This is a genomic window from bacterium, from assembly GCA_023382385.1.
In the GTDB taxonomy this organism is placed as follows: Bacteria; Electryoneota; RPQS01; order RPQS01; family RPQS01; genus JABWCQ01.
This window is the reverse complement of the sequence record JAHDVH010000002.1, coordinates 894,872-915,860: the sequence shown is the minus strand read 5'-3', so window position 1 is coordinate 915,860 and position 20,989 is coordinate 894,872. Positions and strand designations below refer to the sequence as shown.

Below are 20,989 nucleotides of genomic sequence, written 5' to 3'. Positions count from 1 at the left end.
ACTGGCCAGATTTTTCATCGCACCTGACTTGATTCTCGAGTCAGACTGCCTTATATTACCGTTCCTTAAGGTTGGTTTCTTACCACTTAAGCTCAATAAAATCCTGTTTTTGGGGAATCGTCTAATTGGCAGGACAACAGTCTCTGGATCTGTTAATCGGGGTTCGAGTCCCTGTTCCCCAGCCATCGGGGACTAAGGCCGTAAGTGGAGTCACTTACGGCCTTTTCCTTTCTTGCTTCTTCGTTTCTAATCGCTATAATATCAAAAGGCTTACGATAAACTGGCGAGATGATTCCGTCTTTATAAGTTGAGTTCGATAATACGATTTCTATAAGCCTTCTCTTCTCGGTATTATTTTGAGATTGATAGAGTTCGCCTGCTTGTTGGGCAAGTCGGATCAGACGGACTCCAAAATCGGCATAATCCGTGTCGGCACCTTGGTGCTGCTCGATTTTGCGAGTCAGCGTGGACTGCTCCCGGCGCCATTCTTGGGCCTTTCGCTCGAAATACTCGGCTGTGATAGCCCCGTCGAGCTTGTCCTCGTACATCGCGTCCAACCGCGCCTGAAGGTGCCTATGACGGCTCTGTAGGGCCTTCACGGCCTCTTCGTGGTGGCGTTTCTTGTCTGCATGGCCGTCGCGCAGAATCCTCACAATCGCAGGCACAAGGACATCTGGAATACGCGCTGCCTGCAGTATTTCTCCGAATTGGCGGGCAGCCTCGCCTTCCTTGATCCAGTCGCTCTTGCAGCCTCTCAAGTAGTTGGCACAGTGATAATAGATGTACTTTCCCTTCTTGATCTCAGCAATCATCGCATGGCCACAGTGCCCGCATTTCATTAACCCTTGAAATGCCCAAGTCCTCTTCTCTTTCGTTGTCTTGGTGCTTCCATTCAATGCCAGTTGGATCTGTACCTGCTCGAAAAGCTCTCTCGATATGATTGGTTCATGGCTACCTTGGTGAATGGCACCTTTCCAACGAAATTCGCCATGGTAGATCGGGTTCGTTAGAATCTTTTGAACGGTTGTCTTTCTGATTGGATTTCCAGTTTCGTTGTATTTCAACCCGAATTCATCCGACCGTTCGGCAAGGTCCTGCAACGAATATCGTCCGGTTACGTAAAGTTCAAAGAGCTTGGCGATTCCCGAAGCGAGATTCGGCTCGACTTCAATAACTCTTTTGCCGTTCCGCTCTACATGGCGGTAGCCCAACGGACGCTTCCCAGGATAGAGGCCTTGCCGGACTTTCTCGGCAAGGCCTTTCTTTACCTCTTCAGATAGGTTATCAATGTAGTTCTTTGCCATCAGTACCTTGATGCCGTGCATGAGCTTCTCAGACGAACGTGATTCATCGGACAACACGGTGCCATCCTTGACCAAGTGGATCTCAACATCCAAGTCGTCCAAGGTAACCCAGTCCTTCAGGTTCCGCAACAGCCGGTCTGTCTTCTCAACCAATATCGTTCTGCAGCGTTCGGTACCATTTCTGCTTTGTTGCTGCCTTCGGAGGAAGTTCACCATTTCGGTGAATGCGGTCCGTCCTGCCTGTTTTGCGGTTTCGATATCAACGTATTCCTGAGCAATCGCGAGATTCTGCCGAGTTGCGTAATCGCGGAGCAGGCCCAATTGGGCAGGAATGCTGAATCCTTCTTTCTCTTGTTCTTTTGAACTAACACGTGCGTAAACAAGAGCTCTTCGACGCGCTCCGTGCATACCCAATCCGAGACTCACGACTTGTCCTTCTCGCGCTCGAGTTCACGCATGACCAACTCTGTGAGCCACTTCTGAGCAGTGGTCTGGCGACGAGCAACAAAGATCCGCAACTGCCGATGCGCTTCGTCACTTACACGAATGTGGATCATGCGATTTAGTTCTTCTTTGTCCTGTTGTGGTTGCTTGGTCATCTGAGCTTACACTGCACTGATCTCTTAGCGTAACAATAACATGTACTTTTCGAAGTGTCAAGCTCAAGGTGGCTTCTTCTGTTAGGCAAGTGACCCGAAGGCGGCGGAAATTCGCCGATTTCATGCTGAATCATGAGAATTTGAACGAATGTCGATGAGGCAATCTCTGGGCAAAGGGGCTCCGATCGCCTTCTCCCAGGTTCCGCCAATTGTCGCTTCATCGACCGAGGTTGGTCGAAAGCTGCCGTAGTGTTGGCTTCTGTATGCTTCATGCACCTGTCCCAGTCATCAAGGATCTGAAAGTATGCGCGAAGGTTGGAGACGCTCTGTTGTTTCACAAGGGAGCTCGGGAATTCCGGATTCATTCCTTGTTAGCGTTTGCTTTCATGCGGCACATCGTGAATTCTTGAGAAATGCCTAAGCACTGCAAATCAATCCGGTGGCGTGTTGTTAAGCGACAAAGATTCACGCCCAGTTTCTCGTACACACTTTCGGAGATAACACTCGTCGTGATCTTCGACTATGAGAATATGTGTGACTATTTTGCTGTCTTCGGTTACGCCATTGCTTACCATAACATTGCCACTAACGTCCTCCGCCGAATACGCATCTTCATCATCGATGACCAGAGCGATTGAGCCTTTTTGCAATGGAAAGCCACCCTCCATTGAGGCTACAACGACTCTAATTGCTCTGATTCCCTCAAGAGTAATCGCGTCCCCGGAAGTCCGTTTTGTTTCTTGGTATCGGAACTTGCCTCCAACTCGCGACCTATTTGCGTAGTCCATGATATTACCGTTTTCCTGAAATAGAGATAGATACTCCTCGAGAATTAGGATATTTAGACATCGTCGCCCGCGATAAGTGTCAACGCTAAATACGATAAGACCTTTTGAATTCTGCATTGTCAGCCGTTCCCCGTCGACTTTAAATGTAATTGATGACTTCACTCGGAGTTGATCCGTCCAAACCGATTGGGTGCTAATGCGGATCCAGTTGTTCCAAACGAGCGACACGGCAGTATACTTGCTCGTCTTCATAGGTGCTTTGGTTGTCTTTCTCGTCGTGTTCTTTGCTTTCATTGTCAATCCTCCTTGTTCTGTATTTCCCTTACGATTCAATTCTCTAAGCTTCCACTTGTAGAAGTATCCTTAACGGCAGCTAATGGCTTCATCTCAAATACGCCGTGCTGTGCAATATGGGAAGCGCCAGCGACTGACCTTTTCAGTTCGCCCACACACTCCACACAGTATTCACTCTTTGGTTGGCTCATCGGGGTACTTGTCCAAGATCGAGACGGCATCAAGTAACAATGATCGCGCGTCTTGCCGTACGGAATTGGTTGGCTCCCTGTGTTTTTCAATCCACTCATCCAGTTCGGACTGCCGAAACCTATAGGAACCACCGATTCGGAAGCAAGGAAGGCCCTCGGTCTTGATGTAGCGGTAGAGGGTCGGCACACTTAACCCAAGTTGCTTCGCAGCATCGCGCGCACCGATAAACGCAGGAGGATTTACTTTTAGTTCTCTTTTGCTCATTCTCGATCTCCAAGTCAATGTAATAGTGCGAACTATGAATTCTAAGTGTTTCCATTCGCGCGACGCAACATTCAAAAAATGAAAAGTGTTGCCTCTATGTCCGTTTTTCAACAGAACCACAAAAACAACACTATTGCTACGCTGTGATAGGTACTTTACCGCGACTCACCGCTCAAACGAGCAAATGTGGCCGTGATGTAATGCAACCATAATCAATCGCGAGTAGTAAGTCAAGTTGCACGGCCAAGAAAAGCGATATTTGTGTTGAACCGATCGGAGATAGTCACAGACGAAAACACGGGCCAGTTCCATTTTATTGTTATGGTGCACGTAACATATAGATGTAAATCTCTTTTCAACATCGAACGAATTGAGAACGGGCGGACTCGTAAATTCTCAAGTTCGCGGCGAATTCGGAACAATTTTCTTAAATGGATTTGTGTTTTTCTCATGTGAAGATTACATTATGACATCGGCCACAACCACATTCGAGGGAGCCCACAACAAAGGAAGGTGACTGTGACACGTAGGATGTAGATCTATTTCTCCCGGAAAACAGATTCGCAAACATGGAAATACCCGCCAAGGGGTTCATTAGACCAGTAATACTATGTGTGCGACAATTGAAACTCGTTCAACACTAATTCAGTCATAAACACTGAATTACGAGAGACTATGAATAATCACGATGCGCAGTTTTTTGGACGTAGCCATGAGCTCCGATTTGTCAAGAAAGGACCACGCGGGAAAACCTTCGATGCGCGGGCAGCAGAGATTCTCTTTGGCTATCACACAATTAAGTTTACAATTGTAGTGCCACGATCGGCGCTCAAATGGAAGAAGCTGAGGCGAATCGGCATAATAACCGGAGATATGAAAACAGGGTTGAAAATCAGAGGGAAGGACTACTGGGCGAGACAAGATGTTAAGCAGGAGTTTTGCGGAAAAAACTCAGGGTGGACAGAGCCGAAAGTTGTGAGGCTTAGTTATCGGTACAACAGACTCATCATGACTTTTGAACCTTCAGGTGACTTCCCGTTCGAAGGTAGTGACCTCTTGCCAATTGAACAGTGGTCATCTGTTTGGCCTCGAATTGCAGAGTTGGTAGAGAACCACGTCGAGTGCCCATGCTTGTTCACCGGCTACCCTGTTTCTGTTAGCCGACTTGACTTAGGTTTCGACATCTTGTGCCCTGAAACAACAAAGTTGATTCGAAGCCTTGGGACACTTCCAGTAGACCAACGTAGTGGGCGTGTGAAATCACAAAGTCCTGTACATCTTAAGTTCAGCTCAAGATCTCGCAGGCCATCAAAAGAAGCAAGTACGTATGACCGAAAGAAGAAGTCGGGTGGCCATGAGATCGTGCGCCTTGAATTGCGATGCCAAAACCCGGCGGCGATACGTAGGGGATTAGGATTTGAGAAAGGTGAAACGCTTTCTTCATCGGACATTGGGGATCGCAGGAGGATGGCGGAGTATATCGAGAAGAGTCTACGAACATGCGGTATCTTTCCGGACTCTATGATTGTGCCGCTCTATGCCGCTAAGAAGTATGCCGAGAATGAGTCCTTATTGAAATGGCTGAAGGGGGTGAAGAGTGAGGCCGATCTACTCGGTGACAGGTATCGCATCAAACGGCTCCACCAGATTGAGGGGCTGACTATCGGCACTCTCGAAACAAAGGGTGTCTACTACGTCGAAGGGCTGCACGAAGCTCTTTTGGCAGCCCTTAGGCGGTCGTTTGGCCTTTAAGCCGGGATTAGCCAGAGTAGCCTCGACGGGATCATGAATACCGCTGGAGGGCCGAATTCCGTTTGTGTTTGGCGGAAATTGTGTTTCCGACTATGGCTTTCCCGCCAGCCACTCCGCCGTAAGGACCTCCACATATTTGTTCAAATCTACAACTCTAATTCTCCACTTCCGTGCCCCGATCTTGAAAGCGGAAAGTCTGCGTTCACGGATAGCGCGGCGAATAGCTCGAACGTCCGCATGCAGAACTTCCGCTGCCTCCCTTGGACTGAGTGTCTCGAGTTCGGGGATTTGCTTGATCTGTGCCGCTCTTTGCTGCGCCTTAGCGATGACCATGGCGCGATGAATGGTATTGATAGAAGGGATTTGATGTGACATGTTGATTTCGGTGTTGGTGTCGTTGTACCAAGTCATAGTCGAATGTGGCGCGGACACGCATAGACCATTTTCAGATTTTCTTGGAAACTCATTCGGCACACTGTCTATTACAACATTTGACAAATGTTTAGGTGCACTCGTCGACCGAATCCACCGCAAAGACTCGAAAAGGATGGACCATAACGTTCTAAACTGCAGCGAACCGCCTTTCCATTTCTTTTGAGATCATTTTCAAATTCGAAAACGATCGGGCAAATTGGCGACACTTCGCCCGTCATTTACGGAGGTCTACATGCATGGTGTCTCAAAACAGAATCGGCTCGGATAATCCGAGCCGTTCAGTTGGCAAGAGTGAACGTTTACCTTAACAAGATCATCCTTCTGGACATTGACGATTTGCCCGATGAGAGTTCGTAAAGGTAAACTCCCGATGACGCGTCCGACGCGTCGAACGTGACGGTTTGCTTACCCGTGGGTTGCCATCCCTCAAACAGCGTTGCCACCTCTTGGCCAAGTAGGTTGTAGACCTTGAGTGTTGCGAAGTTCGCATCCGGAATAGAGAATGTAATGTTAGTAGACGCGTTGAATGGGTTGGGAAAGTTCTGACCAAGCAAGTAGTCCGAGGCAACAGAAGGGTCAGGCAGCCGGGCTGATGCTGTTGCGAGTACATCAGTGTGCCCATCAAAGTCCGTGGAAGCCAAGGTGTACAGGTAAGTTTGTCCCGAGGCAACCGAATGATCGAGCCATGCGTACTCGTGCCCAAGAGCAGAGTTGAAGGCGCGGATTTGAGCCATATTAACGCCGTCCCGCGAGATTGCAAAGTATTCGAGATTGGATTCGGATGCGGTTGACCAACGAAGAATAACTTGTTGGTCACCGGGCAAGGCTTCAAAGTCCAGCAACTCCACAGGCAGGATTGAGTCATCTTGACCTAACCGGATCACATATACATCAGAGTTCCCACTTCCATACGAACTTGTGCTCCCAACTACAATGCATTCTCTATTAGGTAATTCCCTAATTTCTTCCGCGCGGTCATCATCGCTACCGCCATACGTTTGGTCCCAAAGCATATTCCCCTCAGAATCGGTCTTTACGAGCCACACGTCGCGCAGGCCGCTGCCAAACGACCAAGTATAGCCTGCGAGCATAGATCCGCTGTCTGTGCCCACAAAACCCCCGTAGCAATAGTCGTAGGAGCCTCCGCCATAATTGTGAGTCTCAATAGGGTCACCACTAAGGTCCGTCTTGAGTACCCAGTATTGTTCAGCTCCACAGGCGATCTTGGAGTAGCCAAAGAGTGAAAAACCAGCCTGAGTCTCTGCTACGCTGTGACATTGATCGCCGCAGTCGGCATAGGTTTGAGTCCAAAGAACATCCCCGTCAGGCGTGAACTTAAACATCCACATGTTTGCATCGCCGGGCCAACCGTTACCCCAATAGCCTGCCGCGACGTAGTTACCATCAGCAGTAGATGTGATTGTATGGATAGCGCCTCCGAGCGAAAGGGACCACAGGCTGTCGCCGTTTGCGTCGATCTTGAGAATAGACATAACTCCTTCCGTGCCGAGTAAGAATCCTCCTTCGGGTGTGGAAAGGATAACATTGCTGAGATCATTCCCTGCACGTCCATACGTTCTGCTCCACAGTGAATCTCCGTCGCTACTCACTTTAACAAGTAGAATGTCTTCGCCACCCACGCCGAAAGACGTTGTTGCGCCACAGAGTAGATATCCATCAGGCATAACGGCAAGGCCACTGCAGAATTCATTACCCTCTCCGCCAAATGTTCGGCTCCATAGACTATCGCCATTTGCGCTTAGCCGCAAGAGCCACATGTCTGTACCACCTGATCCGAATGAGTAAGTGAACCCACCAACAATAAAGGCACCATCTACCGTTTGTTCAATCGTTTTGCCTTCCTCAACCTCCGAGCCACCATAGGCTCGTTCCCATATAGTAGGTGGTTGAGCAATCGCCACCTGTGGCAACACTGCGAAAACAAAAAAACATCTCCACGCCTTCATAATTGCCTCCGCTGGGTAACAAAAAAAGCCACTGGGCGTTACGGCGATAGCCTGCCGGTCCTACCCGAGCAAAGCACACCACCAAGCACGCGCCAGAGGCCTGTGTCCCTAAGGAGGGAACAGGCTTCGCCGTTATTCTTGATTGTGTGTCTGAGCGCTGAGTTTCCCCGGCTTGCTCGGGTAGGATATCTAAATGTAAACCAAAAAGTTGCGGAAGGCAAGCGGCGGTGGGGGCAGATGGATTGCGAATTCTGGCCAGAAGACGAGACGGCATTGGGGCCGTCTCTTGTGTTTACAGGGATTTAGCGGTAGATTAAAGGGCACTTCGGCCCACCAAGACACCCTCAAACCTATGTCACGCGACGATAAAATCAGGAACATTCCTTGGACTCGCTACTGGCTGCCGTGGGGTGGCCAGCTATCCGTCTCGTTCAGCGGTTTCCCCGATGACCCAGAAGGCTCTGCGTCGAACCTGAAGAAATTCGAGGACCTCGACGCCTTTCAATGCCTAATCATGCTGGGCGATCCGGGTGTTGGGAAAAGCACCGAATGGAAAAGGTCAATTGCCATGAAGCAACCGGAGGGCGCAAGAGTCGTCCCCATAGACCTTGAAATCCACACGAGCGACGACGCTCTCTACGGCAAAGTATTTGGTCCTCGGGCGGAGTTAACTACGGCGAATGATCAACCAATTTACATGTTCTTTGATAGTGTTGACACTGCAAAGGATGGTGTTCTTCTATCGATCATTGAAGAGCTTCGGACGCGCGACCGAAGCAATATCAAGCTCCGCATAGCGTGCCGCTCCGCGAGATGGAATCCAGCATGGACAGAGCAACTTCAGAGTCTATTCGGCGAGAAAGCGACTGCGGTCATGGAGCTTTCAGCGCTGAATCGCCGCAGTGTCGCAATGGCTTGTGCGGCGTTCGGCGTCTCTTCGGATGACTTCATTCAGGTTGCTCTCAAGAAAGATCTGGTTCCCCTCGCAACTCGTCCGGTAACGCTGCTCAACTTCTTGCTACCGCTTTACAAGCGCTCAGGTGAATTTCCCAATTCTCTGGCCGAATTGTACCGCGATGGCTGCAAATTTCTATGCTCAAAAGAACATCATAACCTCACTGCGCCCGGATATGAGGCCGACGACCCCATTGAGTTGGTTCGAAGCGCTTCACGTATCGCAGCAGTGTCATTGCTAACAGATATCAGGACATTTCACCCTGGAAGCCATAAACCAAATTATGACGTAGTATGCTTAGGGCTTGACGACTTCATGGCTCAAGGCCTAACGAAAGGTTCATTTACCCAAGCTATAGACACGGGACTCTTTACGAAGGTCGGGGACTACACGGGGTGGGCGCACTCTACTTTTGCAGAGTATTTGGCCGCAGAGTTCTTGAAAGACCTGCCCGAAAACCAACTGCGTGACATCCTCCAGCATCCAGATGGCAAGCTAATACCTCAACTGCATGGTTTGGCAGCATGGCTCGTGAACTTGAAGCCCGAATTCTGTCGCTTCGTACTTGCCACGGAGCCGGTTGTTCTGATGCTTGCGGATCTTCCAATACTCGATCAGCAAACGCGCGAAAAACTCGTTGATGCGGTCTTGGACGGATATCGCAACCGGGACTTTCGACCGTACGGAAGTGAGGCCGACCAGCACGCGCATAAGCTCAATCACTCGAATATCGCCGGACAACTTGACCGGTACATTACTAATGAAGGGGAAGACGCTCGTGTCCGTATCGCCGCGATTCGCATGGCTCAGTCTTGCAAAGTCAAACAAATCGGCAAACCATTGGTGGCAGTGTCCCTAAACCAAAGTGAGCTGCATGAAATCCGTATTGCTGCCATAAACGCAGCAGTTGAATGCGCAGATAGCGAAGAACTAAGGACCTTGCTCCTCATTGCGCGAAGTGAGTCCGGCGAAGACCCATACGACGACCTGAAGGCCTCTGCGCTCGAGGCGATGTGGCCAACATGCCTCACAGCAAAAGAGCTATTCGAACTCCTGACGCCGGACAGATTCTCGAGTAGAATCGGACATTATCATCACTTTCTTTCTTGGACATTACCGCGCTCACTGAAAAGAGAACACCTGGTTCCAGCACTCAATTGGCTGGCTCGGCATCCCGGCCAATACGGTTCATTGGGGCACAATCGCTTGGCGCAGGGTGTCTTTGAACTTGCTTGGGAGAATGTTGAAGACGATAGTGTCGCCGAGGCCTTCGCCAATGCAGTGGCCGCGCGCTTTGAAAAACACCTGTCCATCTCGGAATGGAACGAGCCAGATAAGTTCAAGGATGCACTCCTTGCGAACGAGGCACACCGCAGGAAAGTAGTCCGACTCCTAATTCCGCTTTGTGCTGGTTCAGAGGCTCGTACCGGACGACTTGCACTGAGCTTCTTGGGCAACAATGATCCATGGCTCTTGAACTCGGACTTTGATTGGCTCTTATCTTTGGTTCAGGAAGACCGCCCGGAGGCGGAGCGAAGGCTTATTTCCATGTTAGTATGGCACACTGTTGACTTTGCCATTATCAATGAAGTCAGCAAGGTGATCGACGTATGTCAGAGGGTATCTGAACTGAACGATGAGTTCGGAAATCCAGTGAACGGCCTCGAGCTTAAGTCGGACGTAGCACAGCGCGCACGTGAGAGACAGGCCCGGAATCTGGAGCATGTCAGGGAAGAAGAAAAGAGAAAGGAGCAGCAAGCCGCGCGTGAATCCCAGATACCTTTTCTTGATGATATCCTCAATCGCACGGAAACTGAGGATGCCGGGTTCTGGTGGCTTGTACCGTATGCATTGGCGCACAAACACCCGCATCATTCAGGCATCCTATTCGACGTTCGGAATACCGACGGCTGGCGGGCAGCCGATATCGCCACGCGTGCTCGCGTTGTGGCCGCCGGGCTACTTTTTCTGAAAGAGAGTGATCCTCTGATTGATGAGTGGATTGAAACAAACTCCTTTCCGTCTTTAGCCCTATCTGGGCGTACCGCTCTCACTCTTCTTGCTCAAGAGCAGCCGGAGGAATTGAACAGATTCACCGACGCAATGCAATTGCGTTGGATTCCCGTAATCCTTGCCTTACCACCTCACATGGCATTCATGGACGGCACCGACGATCATGAGGCCTATAACAATCTGCTGGACTTTGCAAAGTCATCAAACCCAACATTGGTCGCTGACACGATTCTTCGTCTTGTACGAGCGGATGTTGTTCGATCGAAGGACGTCATTTATGTCGAACGTATCAAAGCCTGTTGGTCCGACCGCCTCGCAGACCACTTGCTTGGTCTACTGAAAGACAGTAAGACACCACCGCGTGCTGCTTCGAAGCTCCTTCACATCTTGATCTCGCACGGCCATGAATCGGCCACCTCTTGGGCCATTGGCGCAATTCAAGACAAACTCCCGAGAAGCCAAACCGGCAAGTTGCGGCTTATCGAATTGGTACTGACGTTGGCCGCTGACACGGATACCGTGACTTGGTCCTTCCTGCAAGAGTTGCTCAACCGCAGTAGGAAGTTTGCCAGAACTTTTGCGCTCGCGATAGGGCGTCGTTTTGAGAGGTCCGACGCCTTTACCCGTAACTGGCCACTGAGCGATATTGCCGAGCTCTATTTGTGGGTTACGAGGGAATTCCCACCAGAACAGGATCCAGAACATATTGGCGCGCACAGCGTAAGTAATTTGGACAATTTGGTGTCGTTCAGGAATGCCCTTGTAACTCAGATTGCCAATCGAGTATCGGAGGAATCTATCGTCACGCTCGAAAGGCTTCATGAACAATGCCCACGTCAGGATTGGATTCGGTATGTCATTGCGGACACCAAGGAACGCCTTCGAACGGCCACGTGGCGGCCCATGACTCCCCGCGAAGTCAGCAAGCTAATTGACAACGCATCTAATCGGTACGTTCAGTCTCCAAGGCAACTGCTCGACATCATGATCAAGGCGATGGGTGATATTCAGTCGGAAATTCAGCATCAAGAATATCCGTCAGTCAAGTCGCTTTGGAATCAACTTCCAGACAAGGCTTTGCGACCCAAGGACGAGGAAGATGTGTCGGATTACATCGCCAGAGAGCTCATAAAAAGGATTGTTGACAAGAGAATTGTTGTGAATCGTGAAGTACAGATTCGCAGGCGAATGGGAAGCGAGAGCGGGCAGAAGCCAGATATTCGCATTGAAGCTCTCTGTCAGCAAGATTTGGTTTCTGTTGAGCCGATGGTTATCTATTTAGAAGTTAAAGGATGTTGGAATCCCAAGCTTCTGAATTCAATGAAGACTCAGCTCTTCGATCGGTACATGGCTCAGAATAGAGTGCGTGCAGGACTGTACATTGTTGCGCACTTCTATTGCGATAGCTGGGACAATAGCGACGAGCGCAAGAAGTCTTCTGCGAAGAATGGCTCCTTTGAGAATATCGGTGCACAATTGCGTGCCCAGGCAGAGTCTCTCGCATCTACGCGGGACAGAGTCGAGCTCTTTCAGCTTAACCTTCGACTTCCGTAGGTGCGGCGGAGGCGGTCGTTCGAATTACTTTTCGTTGAACATGAGGGATCAATGAAGGATTCTTTGGGCGATCTGGAACCCTTTCAGAAGATCATGTACGTTATGGTTGCACTGGTCAATTTGAAGGAGGTCGTCGAATGGCGGCCTCCCTTTTCTTTCAGAAATCTGATTCAGAATGGACGCCCGGAGCCCCGCACAATTGAGGCCTCGCCTATACAGCAGCTTGTAAACCATTGAATTACCAACATTGCCCCGCAGTCCCGACGCCTTCAGCGGGCTGGTATTCCACAATCTCCGTACTGGATGCCTGTGAGAGTCTCGCAAATCGAGTCTAAACAAGTTCTTGAAATTTCTATTGCTAATGGTTATATTATATTGACTTGCTGGTATCGGCACCACTTGATATCCCCGCGGCTCTGTCCAGCCTGTCCTCACGACTTCTGTTAGGCTCCGCCTTGCCTCACTCAGGAGACCCTCTCCCTTTGCTTCACAGCTCCGAAATCCCAACTATGACTACTGTCCAGTCCCCCGAGATCGGTCAAGCTGTCCGAATTCGAAACCGCTTGGCGACGGTCCGATCTGTAAGCGCTCACGATAATCTCGACGGCAGCGGACGCACTCACATTATTGAGATTGAGTACCTCGATGATCGGCAGCAAGTAGAACGCGAGACTTTGTTGTGGGAGTTGGAGCCTTCAGCGATGGCACTCGGTACTTCGGCGCTGCCAACCATTGGCGAGCATGTTCCTGATCATCCGAGCGCACTTCGACCGTTTGTTAATGCGCATCGATGGGCTCGGCTGAATAGACTTGAGTCTGCTAACGATATCGATCATGAACCGTTGCTCGGAGTATGGAGTTCTGCGGTTCAGGTTCATCCGTATCAAATCGTTCCGGTGATTCGTGCGCTACAAATGCCGCGCGTCAGCCTGTTGTTGGCGGACGGAGTTGGGCTTGGCAAGACAATTCAAGCAGGTCTGGTTTTGCAAGAACTCTTGCTTCGCCGACGTGTTCGCCGCATTCTTATTTTGTGCCCGGCGCTACTGCAACGACAATGGAAGTCTGAACTGAAGCGGAAATTCAACATGGAGTTCGAGATTGTTGATAGCGATTCCACATTCGAAATCCGCAAGAGGTTCGGCATGGATACAAATCCATGGAAGGCGTTCCCACGGATCATCACTTCCATGGATTTTTTGCGTATGGCGGACATCCGGCAGCAGTTCCTTCAGGGCTCAGGTGAAGGACCGGATGCAGAGCGGGGAAACGGAAAGGATGTGCCCTATGCTCCGTGGGACCTGCTCATTGTGGATGAAGCGCACAACTTCGCTCCACAGAACAGCCGTCGGTCCAGTCAGCGTCATCAGATGCTCACAGAAATCCGTTTTCTATTCGAGCACCGAATCTTTCTCACCGCAACGCCGCACAACGGACGGACAGTCAGCTTCACCGGCCTTTTAGAACTCCTTGACCCGGTGCGCTTTCAAATTCGCCCACAGATGACAGATGTTGATCACGTCAATCTTGAGGACACGAAGATTCGACGGTTGAAGGATGATATCAAGCGTTGCACGCTACACGCTCCCTTTGCGGACTTCCTGCCTCCTGCTGAAATACCAATCAACTTGATCGACAAGGAAGCAGCTCTGTATGATTCAGTCCGAGAGTATCGCAAGGCAGGCGAGAAGCACCTTGAAGAATCCGGAACTGCTGCCGAGCGATGGATCGGTCATTTTGTGTTCAGTGTTCTGACGAAGCGCTTGCTCTCGTGTCCGTTTGCATTTGCCAGAACTTGGTGGCGACATGTCGAGAGAACTCCCGACGATGCACAGGAAGACCTTTTCAGTCTAACAAAGACAGCGTCGGAACGATCCGAAGACGTATCGGCGAACGATTCAGAGCGCTCTGTTGCAGAAGCAGACTTATCTCGCTACGGTGGCGCGTGGCTTCGTCAACGTCGCAACGCGTTCGAAGCCGCACAGGTAAAGGTTGGCGCTGCACTTGAAGCACTTGGGTACAGCAGATCGGCAATTGAAGTCGATGATGAGGATTTGAAGATTGCCGGTCTGATAGATTCGAAGACAGAAGCTCTGGTTCAGTGGGTGAAGAAGAATCTGTTCACCAATGGCAAGCAGCTCCGCAATGATGAGCGTCTCATTATCTTCACCGAGTATCGAGAGACTCTGGAATTTCTGCGGCAACGGTTCTTGAAAGAAGGCTTCAATGCGAATACGATGTCACTCCTGTTTGGAGGAATGGGAACTTCAGAATTCAAGTCTGTTCAGGAGGAGTTCGAGTCAGAAGAATCTGAAGTGAGATTGCTCTTGGCGACAGACGCAGCGTCGGAAGGTATCAACCTTCAGGATCAGTGCCGCTGGATTATTCACTTTGATATTCCTTGGTCACCGACCAAACTTCAACAGCGCAACGGTCGTGTTTGGCGACATGGCCAATTGCGAGATGTTCAGATTCACTACTTTCGTTGTGATCAGGATGAGGACTTGGACTTCTTGCTCAAAGTAGCCCAGAAGGTGGAGACGGTCCGCGAGGACCTGGGCAGCGTGGAGCAGGTGTTCGATCAGGCATTGCAGAATCACTTCCGTGGTCGCAAGACAGACTTGATTGTTCTTGATACGGAAATAGAAGAAGCGCGCAAACAGAGCTCTGAAAACGAAGATGTACCCGCGGAGGGGGAAGACAAAATTATCGCTGCCGATCAGCAGGCCAGTCGAATGCTCGAGCACACACAAACCGCGCTCGGTATCACACCCGCTGCATTGGAAGCGATACTGCGTACTGCTGTTACGGTGGAAGGCCAGGGTGAGCTTACGCCGATTTCGGGCAAGTCCGGTTTCTTCTACCTCGATCCGCCACCTTCATGGGAGTCACTGGTTAAGGAGCAATTGACGGTCGGCCGCGGACAGCACCGACCGCAACTCGTGTTCGACGAGAACTTGGTGACTGAGGAAATCAGTGGCAGGCGTCTCTTGCGGTTGAAAAAGCACCAGGTTCTGTTGCGGCTCGGGCATCCGGTCATGCAGCGAGCCATGTCGGTTCTAAAGCGTCAACTTCATGAGCCCTACGGTTTGAATCCAATCCGGCGCTGGACAGTCGCCGCGGTGCAGAAATCGAATTTTGAAGCACTGGCTGTTTTGCATTACACCATCACGGTGACGAATGAACTCCGCGAGCCGCTGCATGATGAAGTCTTCAGCGAAGTGTTTCGCGTTGAAGGGTCGCGGCTGCAAGTGGTTGATCCGGACTTCCGTAAGACAATGCTTGCGGAGCGTCCGCTGCCCATCAAATCGGAAGCGCGTCGTGATCAGTGGTGGCGCACACTTCGCCTAAAGTGGGACGATCATCGGGCCGAGCTTGATAAGTACATGCTCAAACGCCAATCGGAGCTTGCCACGCAGTTTGAGAAGGTTGCTGCCGAAGCTCTGAAGAAGAATCAGAAATCCACGAAGGAAGCCTACGATATCCGCCTGAAGGCGCTGGATGAAAGCAGACGCGGAAAAGAACTCGAGAAAGTCGCGCAGCAGATTACGGAAGCCGAAGTTGTTGCGTCGCAGCAGACGTTCTTTGAAGATATCAACGTCACTCGCGAGCGCCGCGTGATGGAGCTCAAAGAGATTCTCGAAGTCTTGCAGCTCAATGTTGAAGAGACCAAGCGACGCTTGGAACGCGAGCAGAAAATGCGTCTTGAGAAACTGCTGCCTGCACGCTTCACGATCCGTGATGTCCGCGTCTTACCGCTGGCCGTGGAGTATCTGATTCAGCCGACTGCGGAGGACCTGGCATGAAGCCCACAATCGATGCTCACGCGTGGTGGTCGCGGCTTCGTCATCAGGGACTGCTCTTGTCGCCCGCGGTCATGGTGGATCGCTTCAATCAGCCGGACAAGATTCGCTGGAATGACATAGACTACTTGCGGCAAGCGTACACGCGTTTTCAGGCGGCGATTCACTCTGGACCCAAAGACTCACTTGCGATCACGGAGAAAGCTGTCCTTCAGTTTGCAGACGCGCTGTTTGAAGGATTCCTCGGCTATTTCGCAGCGAATGTTCGCAAGCAGGGGCAGTTCCCAGAGTCGATGACCGCAGTCTTTCAGGTGGGCAGCCGTCGAGAAGCGGTGCGACCGCATAGAGCGGTGGAAGTCGGGGAGTCACGCTTGCTCATCATGGTGGATACGAATCCGCATGTCGGTCGTGGCCGCGGTCGCACGTCGTATGCGAGATTACTTGAGCTTCTGCGCGGCACAGGCAATCGGCTGGGTCTGCTCATCAACGGTTTGCAGGTGCGATTGGTTTACGCCGGACTCGATACCGAGTCGTGGTGCGAGTGGGAAGTGGAGCGTTGGTTCGATCAAGGCGAAGGCGAGCAGGAACTCGCGGGGCTGAAGCAGCTGCTCTCGTCGGGCACGCTTAATCCGCCGCGCTCCGATGATCCGAAGAAGACGCGTCCGCTCAGTCTGCTGGAAGCAGTTGAAGAGTCGCGCAAGCGGCAAGCAGATTTATCCAGCGTGCTCGGCGAGTCTGTCAGGCGCGCGGTGGAGCATTTGACGGATGCCTTATCCATCGAAGCGCGGCGTAAAACCGATTTGCTGGAGTGTATTTACACGGCGCCTGCGGGGAGTCGTTTAACCGATGCCGAGGTGCACGACGCGCTCTTGCAGGCCACGGTTCGCATCGTCATGCGCGCGGTCGTTTGTCTGTTCGCCGAGTCGCGCGGGCTGTTTCCGATCAGTGACGCGCTGTACACGGAGTCATACAGCATTAAGTCGCTGTTCGAAACGCTGGATGAAGAGCGCCAACGCGAAGGCGAGAACCGGCTGGTGGAATACAAATATGCCTGGCCGCGATTGGTGGCGCTGTTCCGGCTGGTGCACGAAGGTTCGCGTCACGCGAATTTCACGGCCACGCGTTACGGCGGCTTGCTTTTCCGCCCCGGCAATGCGAGTGATTCCGATCCTGTCTTGCGCGCGCTGTATGTGCTCGAACGCGAAGTTCCAATTAGCGACCACACGGTGTACAGCATTCTGCGCAGGCTCTTGCGCGGCAAGCTGCCGGTGATTGTCGGTCGCACGCGCCGCGAGGTGGAAGGCCCCGTGGATTACACGGCGCTGCGCACGGAGTTCATTGGCATCATCTACGAAGGTCTGCTCGACTACAAGCTGAAGCGCGCCACCGACAACGCGCAAGTGTTCCTGAACATCGGTCGCGAGCCTGTGCTGCCGCTCGAGCGATTGGAAGGGATGCTCACGGCTGATCCGAAAGGTCTCAAAGACCTGTTGACCAAACTTGGCAAAGAGAAAGCCACCGGCAAATCGTCAAGCGAGAGTGAGGAAGTTGAGGAGGAAGAAGAGGCCGAGGAAGTCGAGCCGGAACCCGCTCCGCTGTTTGAAGCAGAATCTGATTCTACTGTAGAAGCACAGCCCGTCGCGCCCGAGACTGACGAAACACCAGTTTTCTCAGCGGAGCATCTCGATGCCGATCAGCGAGCGCGGGCCTGGGCCAAGAAAGCTGTTGAGGTGGCCGGACTTGCGCCTAAGAAGCGTAGGAACGAATCCGACTACGCCTTTGACAAGCGTGTCGAAGAGGTTGCGAATACGCTCATTCGTCGCGTGGTCGGCGACGGTGAATTCTTCCTCGTGCGTGCGGGCAATGTGCGCAAGGGTTCGGGGACGTTCTACACCAAGCCGCAACTGGCTGTACCCACGGTGCACCGCACGCTTGAGCCGTTGTGCTACAAGGCGGACAAGACTCCCAAAACTCCCGAAGAAATTCTCAGCCTGAAAGTCTGTGATCCGGCGTGCGGCAGCGCGTCATTTCTTGTCGCGGCGCTGCACTATCTTACCGAAGCGCTGTACAAGTCGCTGGTGCATCACTGCAATCTGGAAGACGCGGTCGCGGCGGCCAAGCTCACGCTGCCCTTCGGCAAGCCGCGCGAGGGTGCGGACGGCGAGGAGCTGGTGCCGTTTCCGCCGGATGACGAGCAGCGCGGGCATCTGTTTGCCAAGCGCGTCAAGGCTCTGCTGCGGCGGCACGTGGTGGAGCGCTGCATTTACGGCGTGGATATCAATCCCTTGGCCGTGGAGTTTGCGCGCGTGTCGCTGTGGGTCGAAACCATGGACGAGAAACTGCCGTTCGGCTTTCTGGATCACAAGATCAAGGTCGGCAACGCGCTGGTGGGCTGCTGGCTGGACCGCGTGCTGGATTATCCCATCAAAGCATGGGAGCGCGAGGGCGGCGACGGCAAGGACGGCGAACGCACGAGCCGGATTGAAACCTTCCTGAAGGGTTCGTTTGAAGGCAAGCGGCGAACAGGCGACGGCATCATCAAGAAAGAGATGCGCTCGCTGATTGATACGAACTTCCGCGAGACGATTCCGCTCTTTCCCGCCGAAAAGCTGGAGCCGATTGACGTGGTGGCCGAAGCGCGCGCGGAATACGACCGGCTGCACAGCCTCAGCGCGTGGGAAGTGGAAGCGCGCGAAGCCGAGTACAATGCCTTGCAGAAAAATCCGCACGTGCAGCGGCTGAAGCGCGCCATGGATGAGTGGTGCGCCGTCTGGTTCTGGCCCATGGATGCCGAGTCGGCGAAACACGTGCCCACGCCGAAGACGTTTCATCAGACCCCCCCTAACCCCCCCGTAAACGGAGGGGAACAGAAACGCGATGAAATCATCACCCGCCTCGCCCACGATCTGCGCTTCTTCCACTGGGAATTGGAATTCCCCGATGTGTTCACGCCGACGCGCTCCGGTTACGACGCCATGCTGGGCAATCCACCGTGGGAGGTGATGAAGCCGAACTCGCATGAGTTCTTTTCCAACTACGATCCGCTCTACCGCACCTACGACAAACAGGAAGCGCTGCGGCAACAGAATGAACTGTTCAAGGAACTTCCTGAATGCGCGGAACGCTGGCTGGACTATTCAGCGCAGTTCAAGGCGATGTCTAATTGGGTGAGCGGAGTCTGTGCGTTTTTCGATGTTGCGCTTGCCAAAGGTGCGGCATCCAAAGGGTATCAGGAGTTGTGGCTCGACAGAATTAGGAAACGAATTGGATTTGCCGGACAGCCGCATCCGTTTTGCTATCAGGGCAGCGCGGATTTGAACTCGTACAAGATGTTTTTGGAAATCGCGCACACGCTGTTAGGCAAGAGCGGCAGGCTGGGCTTGATTGTACCGTCCGGACTTTACACCGATTCCGGCACGCAGGAGCTGCGCGAGCTGTTTCTGGATAAGTGCACATGGGATTGGCTGTTCAGCTTCGAGAACCGGAAGAAGATTTTTGATATTCACTCAAGCTTCAAGTTTGCGGCCGTGATTGTTCAGAAGTCCCCCCCTAACCCCCCCGTAAACGGAGGGGAACAGAAGTTGAAGGCCGCGTTCATGGTGCATGACGTGACGGAGTGGGAGCAGAGCGAGCCGCCGGTGTTTGAATTCGACCGCTCGCTGATTCCACTGTTCTCGCCGCGCTCGAAATCGCTGCCGGAAGTGCGCACGGCGCGCGACTTGGAAATTTCGCGCAAGATTTACGATCACTCCTTCCGCATCGGCGACAACAAGCCAGGCTGGGAAATCAAATACGCGACTGAATTCCATATGACTAACGACTCTAAGCTCTTTCCGCCGCGGGAGAAGTGGGAAGCGCAGGGTTACAAGCCGGATGTGTTTGGCCGGTGGATTGGACCGAAGGGGGACGTGGCGCTGCCGCTGTATGAAGGCCGGATGATTGGGCAGTTTGACCCGATGCAGAAGGGTTGGGTGAGCGGAAAGGGAAGAAGTGCAGAGTGGCGTGAGATTCCTTTTGATTCCAAGGCACTCGAGCCGCAATATTTGATTTCTAAAGACACCTACATTTCATCGGACAACAGGTGCCGAGGCTTCAAATTCGCACTTATGTCGACAGGTTCAGGGACTAATACACGCACTGCGATTGGATCAGCAATTGGCCCGGTTCCGTGCGGGAATAGTGCTTCGGTCCTGCTCGTTAATGAAGGAGACTTCTGGTCATGTCTGAAGTTCGCAGGTGTTGTTAGCTCTATGTTATTCGATGTTACGTTTAGGGCGAAGCTTGGTGGAATAAACGTGAATTGGTTCATTGTTGAAGAGGGACTCCTTCCTCATTCTGCTCTCCATCACGAGACTATCATCGCATTGTTGTCACGCTTGACCTTCATTCACCGCCGCTTTGCACCGGAGTGGCTGAAGCTGAAGCAGGAGTTGCCGGAGCTTGAACAGAAAGAGTGGAAGCAGTGGTGGGCGGTGACAGAGGCGGACCGGCTGCGGCTACGCGTGGAGATTGATGCGCTGTGCGCGGACCTGTACGGGCTCGATCCAGATGACTTCGATTGGATTGTGCGCGATGATCCCTCCGACCCCAAAGGTTTCTGGCGCGTGGACAAACAACTGCCCTACGCCGAACGCCTGACCGGACTTGCGGCCAACGCCTTCCGCAAACTGAAGGAAGGCAAGTGGTCCGCAGACTCCGCGGCCGAGCTTTCCAACGATGAGTTCTTCGAAATGCTCGGTATTCCGGAACTCACCAATGAGCAAGCCGCGAAAGCCAAAGGCTTGAATCAACCGCTGATCATGAAGCGCACCGGCTGCCACAGTTGGCGACCGGAACTTTTCGCCGAAGACGACCCCCGCCACGGCTGGACCTGGGACCACTGCAAGCAAGACGCAATTGCCCTGCTGGGCAGCGAAAAGGAACTCGACAAATATCTTAAAGACGAACCGGCTACTGCTCCAGTTGCGGCTACCACAGTTGATGCGGACGGAACTCGCCGGGACTTGCTCGGCAATCCGATACCGACAAATCTGTTTGGGGAAGAAGAATTCGGTCGCAGAAGGAAAAAGTAA

9 protein-coding genes and 1 tRNA gene are annotated in these 20,989 nt (G+C 52.3%); 5 read left to right on the top strand and 5 right to left on the bottom strand.

All coding sequences use genetic code 11. The annotated features are described in order from the left end of the window. Nucleotides 1-110 precede the first annotated feature (110 nt). Nucleotides 111-185, top strand: a tRNA-Gln gene (locus tag KJZ99_08145). On the opposite strand, the gene KJZ99_08140 is transcribed toward KJZ99_08145, so the two are convergent. From KJZ99_08140 to KJZ99_08130, 3 genes are all read right to left on the bottom strand, one after another. After that, nucleotides 153-1,730 (bottom strand): recombinase family protein, encoded by a 1,578-nt coding sequence (locus tag KJZ99_08140; GenBank protein MCL4305872.1) that lies wholly within the window; start codon nt 1,728-1,730, stop codon nt 153-155. The two genes, KJZ99_08145 and KJZ99_08140, sit on opposite strands and share 33 nt — an antisense overlap. Beyond that, complete coding sequence (locus tag KJZ99_08135) at nt 1,727-1,903, bottom strand: hypothetical protein (GenBank protein MCL4305871.1); 177 nt, start codon at nt 1,901-1,903, stop codon at nt 1,727-1,729. The genes KJZ99_08140 and KJZ99_08135 overlap by 4 nt, the downstream gene beginning before the upstream one ends. Nucleotides 1,904-3,156: 1,253 nt before the next feature. Beyond that, entirely contained in the window at nt 3,157-3,441 is a 285-nt protein-coding gene (locus KJZ99_08130; protein MCL4305870.1) for a helix-turn-helix domain-containing protein, read from the bottom strand. A gap of 675 nt (nt 3,442-4,116) precedes the next feature. On the opposite strand from KJZ99_08130, the gene KJZ99_08125 reads away from it, so the two are divergent. After that, nucleotides 4,117-5,193, top strand: coding sequence for a hypothetical protein (locus KJZ99_08125; GenBank protein ID MCL4305869.1), 1,077 nt, complete (start codon nt 4,117-4,119; stop codon nt 5,191-5,193). Between the two features lie 90 nt (nt 5,194-5,283). On the opposite strand, the gene KJZ99_08120 is transcribed toward KJZ99_08125, so the two are convergent. Next, nucleotides 5,284-5,568, bottom strand: coding sequence for an excisionase family DNA-binding protein (locus tag KJZ99_08120; protein ID MCL4305868.1), 285 nt, complete (start codon nt 5,566-5,568; stop codon nt 5,284-5,286). A 359-nt stretch (nt 5,569-5,927) separates the two neighbouring features. Further along, complete coding sequence (locus KJZ99_08115; GenBank protein ID MCL4305867.1) at nt 5,928-7,595, bottom strand: T9SS type A sorting domain-containing protein; 1,668 nt, start codon at nt 7,593-7,595, stop codon at nt 5,928-5,930. Between the two features lie 352 nt (nt 7,596-7,947). On the opposite strand from KJZ99_08115, the gene KJZ99_08110 reads away from it, so the two are divergent. The 3 genes from KJZ99_08110 (at nt 7,948) to KJZ99_08100 (ending at nt 20,989) form a co-directional block, all read left to right on the top strand. Next, entirely contained in the window at nt 7,948-12,117 is a 4,170-nt protein-coding gene (locus KJZ99_08110) for a hypothetical protein (protein MCL4305866.1), read from the top strand. A gap of 509 nt (nt 12,118-12,626) precedes the next feature. After that, nucleotides 12,627-15,920 carry a DISARM system SNF2-like helicase DrmD gene (drmD, locus tag KJZ99_08105; protein ID MCL4305865.1) on the top strand — a complete coding sequence of 1,098 codons (3,294 nt, stop codon included), beginning with the start codon at nt 12,627-12,629 and terminating at the stop codon, nt 15,918-15,920. Beyond that, on the top strand, nt 15,917-20,989 hold the full coding sequence (locus KJZ99_08100; protein ID MCL4305864.1) for a hypothetical protein: 5,073 nt from the start codon (nt 15,917-15,919) through the stop codon (nt 20,987-20,989). The genes drmD and KJZ99_08100 overlap by 4 nt, the downstream gene beginning before the upstream one ends.